Source organism: bacterium, assembly GCA_021372535.1.
GTDB lineage: Bacteria > Latescibacterota > Latescibacteria > Latescibacterales > Latescibacteraceae > JAFGMP01.
Genome location: JAJFUH010000019.1, coordinates 1 through 8,226 on the forward strand (window position 1 = coordinate 1; position 8,226 = coordinate 8,226).

General features: G+C 54.2%; 7 protein-coding genes. All 7 read right to left on the reverse strand.

Translation table 11 applies throughout. The annotated features are described in order from the left end of the window. Positions 1–204: 204 nt before the first annotated feature. The gene (gene carA, locus LLG96_01945; GenBank protein ID MCE5248961.1) at positions 205–1,383 is read right to left on the reverse strand and encodes a glutamine-hydrolyzing carbamoyl-phosphate synthase small subunit; all 1,179 of its coding nucleotides are present in this window, start codon (positions 1,381–1,383) and stop codon (positions 205–207) included. A gap of 103 nt (positions 1,384–1,486) precedes the next feature. Continuing rightward, a complete protein-coding gene (locus LLG96_01950; GenBank protein MCE5248962.1) occupies positions 1,487–2,773 on the reverse strand; it encodes a dihydroorotase in 1,287 nt (428 codons plus the stop codon). Further along, the gene (locus LLG96_01955; protein MCE5248963.1) at positions 2,770–3,696 is read right to left on the reverse strand and encodes an aspartate carbamoyltransferase catalytic subunit; all 927 of its coding nucleotides are present in this window, start codon (positions 3,694–3,696) and stop codon (positions 2,770–2,772) included. Before LLG96_01955 ends, LLG96_01950 begins: the two co-directional genes overlap by 4 nt. Continuing rightward, positions 3,696–4,250, reverse strand: coding sequence for a bifunctional pyr operon transcriptional regulator/uracil phosphoribosyltransferase PyrR (pyrR, locus tag LLG96_01960; GenBank protein MCE5248964.1), 555 nt, complete (start codon positions 4,248–4,250; stop codon positions 3,696–3,698). The genes LLG96_01955 and pyrR overlap by 1 nt, the downstream gene beginning before the upstream one ends. A gap of 849 nt (positions 4,251–5,099) precedes the next feature. After that, the gene (locus LLG96_01965; protein MCE5248965.1) at positions 5,100–6,095 is read right to left on the reverse strand and encodes a hypothetical protein; all 996 of its coding nucleotides are present in this window, start codon (positions 6,093–6,095) and stop codon (positions 5,100–5,102) included. Between the two features lie 69 nt (positions 6,096–6,164). Next, positions 6,165–6,821 carry a CDP-alcohol phosphatidyltransferase family protein gene (locus LLG96_01970; GenBank protein MCE5248966.1) on the reverse strand — a complete coding sequence of 219 codons (657 nt, stop codon included), beginning with the start codon at positions 6,819–6,821 and terminating at the stop codon, positions 6,165–6,167. 63 nt (positions 6,822–6,884) lie between these two features. Further along, on the reverse strand, positions 6,885–7,973 hold the full coding sequence (locus LLG96_01975) for a hypothetical protein (GenBank protein MCE5248967.1): 1,089 nt from the start codon (positions 7,971–7,973) through the stop codon (positions 6,885–6,887). Between the last annotated feature and the right edge of the window lie 253 nt (positions 7,974–8,226).

The window sequence follows — 8,226 nt, forward strand, 5'->3', positions numbered from 1 at the left end:
GTTTTTCGGGAATGTGTGAACTCACGAGCCTTCGGCTCGTTCGGACAGCACCCATTCTTTTTCCGAAAACCGGTTGTGACCGCGGGGCTTTTCAATGGGGTTGAAAAACACCAACAAGAATCATATATATTCTATTTATAATCAATGTAATACAACTCAGTATTGATTCCGGAAGGCCGCCAGGGGAAATGCATTTTATGAAACCTAACCGCTGATAAGCCCGGCGAAACGATCGAACAGATAATCAGCATCGTGCGGGCCGGGCGAAGACTCGGGATGATACTGGATGCTGAACGCCTTCAGTTTTTCCGAAACAATGCCCTCGATCGTATTATCGTTCAGGTTGATATGGGTGACAACGGAGCCATCGGGAATCGAGCCGGGTTTCACCGCAAAGCCGTGGTTCTGGCTCGATATCTCCACCTTCGCCGTCGTCGTGTCCATAACCGGTTGGTTTTCCCCACGGTGGCCGAACTTGAGCTTGAACGTCGTGCCGCCGAGCGCAAGGCCCAGAAGCTGGTGGCCGAGGCAGATTCCGAACATGGGCTTTTTACCCAGAAGCTTCCGTATGGTTTCGATGGCATACTTGACCGCATCCGGGTCGCCGGGCCCGTTCGACAGGAAAACTCCATCGGGATCGAGCGCAAGCACCTCTTCCGCGGTCGTTTTCGCCGGAACCACCATGACCTTGAAGTTACGGGCCAGCAGTTTCCTGAGTATGTTGTACTTGATACCGTAATCGAACGCGACAACCATGGGGAGAGGCGAACGGTCGAATTCATCTTTCGATACCCGCTCAAATCCGGCATGGTATTCCTTCATGTGACGGACAGTGAGACGTCTTTTCAGGCTTTCCGGGGTTTCGAGCACATAGTACGGTTCGGCGCAGGTAACCTCGCTCGCCAGGTCTGCCCCGACCATGAGCGGAGAAGCCTGTGCCTTTGCCACGAGCGAATCCGGGTCCCGGTCGATGGTGCCGATAACGCCGCGGAGCGCTCCCTTCTCGCGGATGATTCTGACGAGCTCCCGGGTGTCGATGCCCTCGATGCCGATGATACCGTACCGCGCAAGAAATTCGCCGAGCGTCCCGCTCATGCGGAAATTCGCCGGATAGGGGCAGTACTCCTTGACCACGAAACCCGCGACATAGGGCCTGTCCGACTCGAAATCCTCCGGATTCACCCCGTAATTCCCGATGAGCGGATAGGTCATGGTCACTATCTGACGGTGATAGGAGGGGTCGGTGAGGACTTCCTGGTATCCGGTCATCCCGGTATTGAAAACCACCTCGCCGGTATTTTCGCCTTCCGCGCCGAAGTTGTATCCAAAAAACACCTTGCCGTTTTCAAGGGCAAGTGCGGCTTTTTTTCTGTCTTTTTTCATGAATTTATCCTGTAAAAAACCTTATGTTTCCATTAAACTGCTCAGAGACGTAAAGGTTTCGTCAAAGCGTTGAATCCGTTTTATTCCGAGTAATTCACATCGATCATCTGTCTGCGCAGGTATGGACAACCCCTCCGACCACGGTTGCTGCGACCTTCCCGGGCAGCTCCCAGCCGGAGAACGGCGTATTCTTCGATTTCGATTTCATCATGTCCGGCTCGACAGTCCACGGCGACTCAGGATTGTACATGGCCACATCGCCGATACCGCCGACGACGAGGGCGCCGCCCTCGATTCCCAGAATTATCGAGGGTTCGAGGGTCAGCTTACGCACCGCATCGCGCCAGGAAAGAATGCCGGGAATAATAAGCTCACGGTGGATGACAGCAAGCGCGGTCTCAAGCCCGGTTACCCCGAACGCGGCATCGATGAACTCGCACTCCTTTATTTCGAGCGCGTGGGGAGCATGATCGGTTGCAATGGCGTCGATAGTGCCATCCCGCAACCCTTCGCGGAGAGCCTCGATATCATCATCCCCGCGGAGAGGCGGTTTCATCTTGTACCGCGTGTCGTAGGTGGCGACGAGCTTCTCGGTCAGGGTGAGATGGTGCGGCGTCACATCACAGGTTACATTCACGCCACGGGCTTTTGCGGCTCTGATGATCTCGACCGCGCCGCGGGTCGACAGATGGGTCACATGGAGTCTTGTCCCGGTATACTCCGCGATGGCGACATCGCGCATGATCGGCGCATCCTCGGCAAGACGGGGTATTCCCCTGAGACCGAGCTCGGCTGACAGGGCGCTTTCATTCATATGCCCGTCCTTAGAAAGATCGGCGTTCTCCTCGTGGGCGATGACCGGTTTCCCGACCATGGCCGCATACCGGAGCGCATTGAGCATGATACGGGCATTTGCCACCCCGGAGCCATCATCCGAGAATCCGACCGCGCCGGCGTGCGCCATATCGTGCATCTCGACAAGCTCCTTGCCCTCACGGCCTCTTGTTATCGCCCCGACAGGATACACACGGGCTTTCGCTCCATGCGCCTGTTCGAGGATATACCGTATACGGCCAGCGTCATCGGCGGGAGGCCTGGTGTTCGGCATGGCGCATACCGCGGTGAAACCGCCGGCCGCCGCCGCTTCGCAACCGCTCATGATGGTTTCGGATTCCTCGCCTCCGGGTTCTCTGAGATGAGCATGCATATCGATGAGTCCCGGCATGACGAGCATTCCCGATGCATCGATAACCTCCGCTCCGCCCGTACCGAGACCGGATTGAAGCGACTCGATACGGCCGTTCCTTATCCGGATGTCGAGGATGCCATCTATTTCCTGCGCGGGATCGATTACATAACCGCCTTTGATGACAAGGTCTTTTCTGTTCATTCTTCCTTCCTCCCGCTCAGAAGGTACAGTACCGCCATTCTGACCGCCTCGCCGTTGGTAACCTGGTCGAGAATGAGACTTTTCGGGGAATCCGCAACCTCGTAATCGAGCTCGATCCCGCGATTGATGGGGCCGGGATGCATGACGACCGCATCGGGCTTCATACGTTTGACCCGCTCCCTGGTCAGGCCGAACATGGCGGTGTATTCCCGTGACGAGGGTATGAGCCCGCCGGTCTGGCGCTCTTTCTGGATACGGAGCATATAGAGCACATCATACTCCGGCAGAATTCCGTCGAAATCATAGTGGACATCGACTCCGAAGGCATCCATATGGATGGGAATGAGGGTTGACGGCCCACAGAGATCAACCTGGGCGCCCATGGTTTTCAGCCCCCAGATATCGGAGCGCGCCACCCGTGAATGCGTGATGTCGCCGACAATGAGAACCCTGAGCCCGTCGAGAGAGCCGAACCGCTCGCGCATGGTCAGCATATCGAGGAGCGCCTGTGTCGGGTGCTCGTGCGGACCATCCCCGGCGTTGATGATGCGGCACTTCGTGTGATTTGCCAGAAACTGGGGCGTTCCGGGCGACGAGTGACGGGTGACGATGATGTCGATCTTCATGGCTTCGATATTCCGCACGGTGTCGCGGAGCGATTCACCCTTCGAGACGCTCGACGAGCTTTTTGCGAACGAAACCACTTCCGCGCTGAGACGGCGCTCTGCAAGCTCGAAGGAAATCCGTGTCCGTGTCGAATCCTCGAAAAAGAGATTGAGAACCGCAACCCCTTTCAATGTCGGAACGATACGGATAGGCCTGTCGAGCACCTCGCGGAACGAGACCGCGGTATCGAGAATGGTTGTAATGTCCTCCTTCGACACTCCCTTGAGGCCGAAGAGATGATCCAGTCCGAACGCCATCAGCTCTCACCTCCACGGTCAAGGGTGACGAGTGTCACTTCATCGACGCCGTCCTCTTCGAGCATGCGGACTCTGATTTCCTCGTCCGTATCGGTCGGGATTTTTTTCCCTATATAGTCCGCCCTGAGGGGAAGCTCACGGTGTCCGCGATCGACCAGAACCGCCAGCTCCACCCGTCCCGGCCTCCCGAAATCCATGATCGCATCGAGCGCGCTCCGCACAGTCCTCCCCGTGTAAAACACATCGTCGACCAGCACGACGGTGATGCCCTCGACCTCGAACTGTATCGAGGTGATCTGCACATTCGGCTGTTTGAGGGCGACCCTGAAATCATCCCGGTACATTGTCACATCGAGAATGCCCACGGGGATCGGCGTGTTCTCAACCTCTTCGATCATGGCGGCGATTCGTCTGGCTATGTGAACACCCCGTGTCTGAAGGCCGACTAACACCAGATTGTCCGGGCCGCTGTTGCTGTCGAGAATCTCGTAGGCTATGCGCTGCAGGGCGCGTTTGATGTCGGCGGCATCCATTACCTTCAGCTCGTTTTTGATGGTCACCCTTGCACCTCCGTTCCGGACAAAAAAAACCTCACCTGCAAAGGTGAGATTTTACAATCCATAGCCCTGTACGGGAAACAACCGTTCCCGGCCGGAAAATTCAGTAAATGTCATACTATACACGGTATTCTGCATGATACTCTGTGATTTGTTTCTCCAGCTGCGGATTCAATGAGCTTAAACTTATCAATTATACAAAATTTTTTTTCGGGAGTCAATAACGGAAATTTTTTTGTGACTTTTTCTCTTCTGCCTTGTGCCTTCTGCCTTGTGCCTGTCTTTTCCCGAAAACCGGTTGTGACCGCGGGGCTTTTCAACGGGTTTGTAAATTCGCGCGATTTAATAGTCGATATTCTATTTATAATCAATGTATTACAATACAATTCATCGTGGATTTTGGGGGTAGAAAGCGAAAAAATATTTTTTTTGTGGGGAGCTGCTTTAAATCAGCCGACATCATTGACCCCCCTCGGCTGCGCCGTGTCCCCCCTGTAAAAGAAGGGGGGATGTCCGATTCGCCGCGCTGTGTCACCGTGTAAGGACAGGATGAATTTCTTACAATCAAAGACACACCATGAAAATGAAGTAAATAATCGATCTCTTTTCTCTGTGTTCGCCGTGTTCGCCGTGGTTAAATACATTTTTTTTTACTTCAATGCTTATCAAAAGATATAGCCAGAAATACTTTATCCGGTTATTCAATTAACCCGGATTATTCGCGAGAATATTTCACCATAAAGAATCGGAGAAGGGGTAATTCATAAATTACCCCTACCATGTTACACCGGACAGGTACGAAACACAAATCCGCGTTTATCCGCCCGATCCGCGAAAATCCGCGTTCTATTGAATTATGTGAATCATCCGGCCCAGTTTCGACAGAAGCCTGCCAATATACTCGTTCGCGCGAATCAGCAGCCTGCTGCGGCCGCGGTCGATAAATCCGGAAACGACATCCGCCAGCTCGGGTGTTCTGAGATACCCGTAAATCTTGTGCGGGTTCTTTTTCCCGTTGCGCTCATAGTCGTTTGAGACAGCCGTATCGACCGGGCGGACATGACGGGAGTTTTCGCCGTAATCATCGCCAAGATCGTAATTGAACGCCACCTTGTCTTCGAGGTCGGAAAAATTGTACCAGCACCGCGTGACATTCTCCGGCGTCCGCACCTGCCTGTCCTGTACGATATCCCCGTGCCGTTCGAGCGCAATCCTGCTTACAACGACCGGTATTCCGAGAGGAGAGCCCATGGTTACGAAGGTATCGACCTCGATATCCGGCTCTGTGCGGGTCATCACATCATAGGCGATAATCGTTCCCATGGAATGGGATATCAGCAGAATGTCTTTCCCCCTGTGCTTTTCGAGGATTGCGGCCAAGCGCTCGCGGATGATTTCCTTTGCCGGGCGATCCTGACTGATTCCGTTCTGGCCGGGTGAAGAATAATAAATTTCGAGCTCGCGGAAATAATGGTGGATGATCATATCGGTGACCGATGAATAGTTGACGGTCATGTCGTCGTTGAGGAGGATTTTATCGAGCTGTATCTCGATGTAGTGGAGTATCTTTTTGCGGAGTTCGCTCGGAACCTTTCTCCCGGAGGATGACGCGGGAACATACGGCTCCTCCATATAGAGCGGGTGTTCCGGGTCTTTCTCACGGGGATCGAGCGGTTTTTCGTAAAGAACATCCGCCCAGTACACGAGCTCGAAGGGGATGAACAGGCGGGGCTTGCCGATTGCGTTCAGGCCCTCGCGGATCGACTGTTTCCACCACTTTTTCAGAATATCACATGGTGGTTTGTTACCGAGCCCATGAATGCCGATGATTATTTTAGCCATCCCTCAACCCATTGAAATCGAGCTATTCACAAACGTTTATAGAACACGGATTTTCGCCGGACCGAACGGTCATGTCCGAGGCCGGTCAGGATTGACCAGCGTCTGACGGTATACATGGCGGAGACGGGTGAACGCGGTTGCATGTGTCCCGACCGCCAGAAACAGGATGACGCTGTCAAGGGCAATGGTATAACCGAAACAGCTTACCAGTGTGCCGACACCGAGAAGAGCGAGACGTTCCGGGCGCTGGAGCCGTCCGACCCTGCAGTCGAAGCCATCGCTCTCGGCACGGGCTTTCACATAGCTGATCATGACCGTGCCGAGAAAAGCGGATGCGCATACAAGTATCCACAGCGGCCGGTCAAGGAAGTAGTAGCGCATACTCAGCCCGGCATAAAAGAAAAAGTCGATATACCGGTCGATGGATGAATCAAGGATGCCGCCGAATGGTGTTTTCCCGCCGAATTCTTTCGCCATCTGGCCGTCCACAATATCGAGGAACCCCGTGGTCGCTCCACATGTAAGAGCGAGCGCGAGCCTGTTCACAGCAAGGAAATACCCTGTCACGATGCCGAGAAAAAGGCTGAAACAGGTTACCATGTTCGGAGTTACATGCATCCGCGCAAGAAACCGTGACACCGGCAGGAACATACCTCTGAACGCATAATAAAACGCTGTGGAGAAAAATCCTGTGGCCTTCTTTCTCGTCTCGTTATCGTTTGGCATGCGGTACTCCGTCAAAATAAAGTGTGGTTTGGATATATCCGGTAAAATACTCCAGCGAAAAAGTCACAATGCATTTCCGGCGCGAATGGCAGCCGCACGGTCGAAAATCTCCTCACGTGTCATGCCCGCCGTTTCATACATGGCAAAAACGTTTTCGAGCGGCGTTTCGGGGGGAATGGTATGCGACGCCGCAAGGATATATCCACCGCCATCGGCAGTCATCCCCTCGAGAAGCCGGGCTGTCCCGCGGCGGACATCATCCGCGGAACCTCCCGGAAGCAGGCCCTGCGTATCGACTCCACCCATGAAAGTCAGGCGCTCCCCGAATTCCTTCTTCAGTTGAAACGGGTCCATACCCGGGCAGGCGCACTGGATGGGATTGAGCACATCCACACCGATCTCGATGAGGTCCGGTATCACGGGGCGTATCGCTCCGCAGGAATGATAGGCAACCCATAATCCCCTCGATGCGCCGACCTCGACAACCGTCGCGAGACGGGGCCTGATGAGATCGCGCCAGCACCGGGGGCTCATGATCATCGACTGCTGACCCGCAATATCGTCGCCTGTCCAGAGCCAGTCCAGGGAAAAACGCTCACATGCCTCCCGCGCAATATGTACGGAAAAATCGCCCGCCCGGTCGAGCATCGCTTCTGCCAGCCCGGGATCGGCGGCAAGGTCGAGAATGGCGTTCTCCATGCCGCGGAGACGGCAGATGAGCTCGAACAGGCACGGAGAGACATCGCACCCTATAAAATAATTCTCCGCGCGCGCCGCTACCGGCTCCATGTTTTTCAGCAGGCATTCGATTTTATCGTACGGGTGCTCGTAGCTGAGGATAGCATCTCTCGGAGAATCTTCGAGCGGTGAGCGCAGTATCTGGTTGAACGGCCCTTTTTTTATCCATTCGATGCCCCAGAAGTCAATGTGCGTTTCGCCGTCATGCTCGTGGGTGATGCCTTCCATGGCGTAATTGTTTCCCACCCATGCCTGCATGACATCGTTGCCCATCGCCTCGCCAACACGCCCGGCGGGTATTTCGAGCACGTGACCGAGACGGCCTGCCATTATGGGATGAAACCACATGAATACCGGCACACGATCGACCGGCTCACGTCTGAGCGCGGCGTTGACACGTTCTTTCGAGGTCATACGGCCTTTCCGTCATTAACCGGAATATTTGAAAAAGCCCCCTTCTTGTCCTGCGGACATCCTTCCCCCGGAGGGATTTTTTTTATATCCACAGCCTTACAGTGGGCAACCACGGGGGGTTGCCCCTACAATAAAAATGCGCGAACAATTATTTGGTCATGTATAAAATAATCCGTTATGAATAGTGTCCGGTTAAAATTGTTATAAAAGTTCGAAATATCCTGTAAACAGGGCATTTACCGGCATATGGATT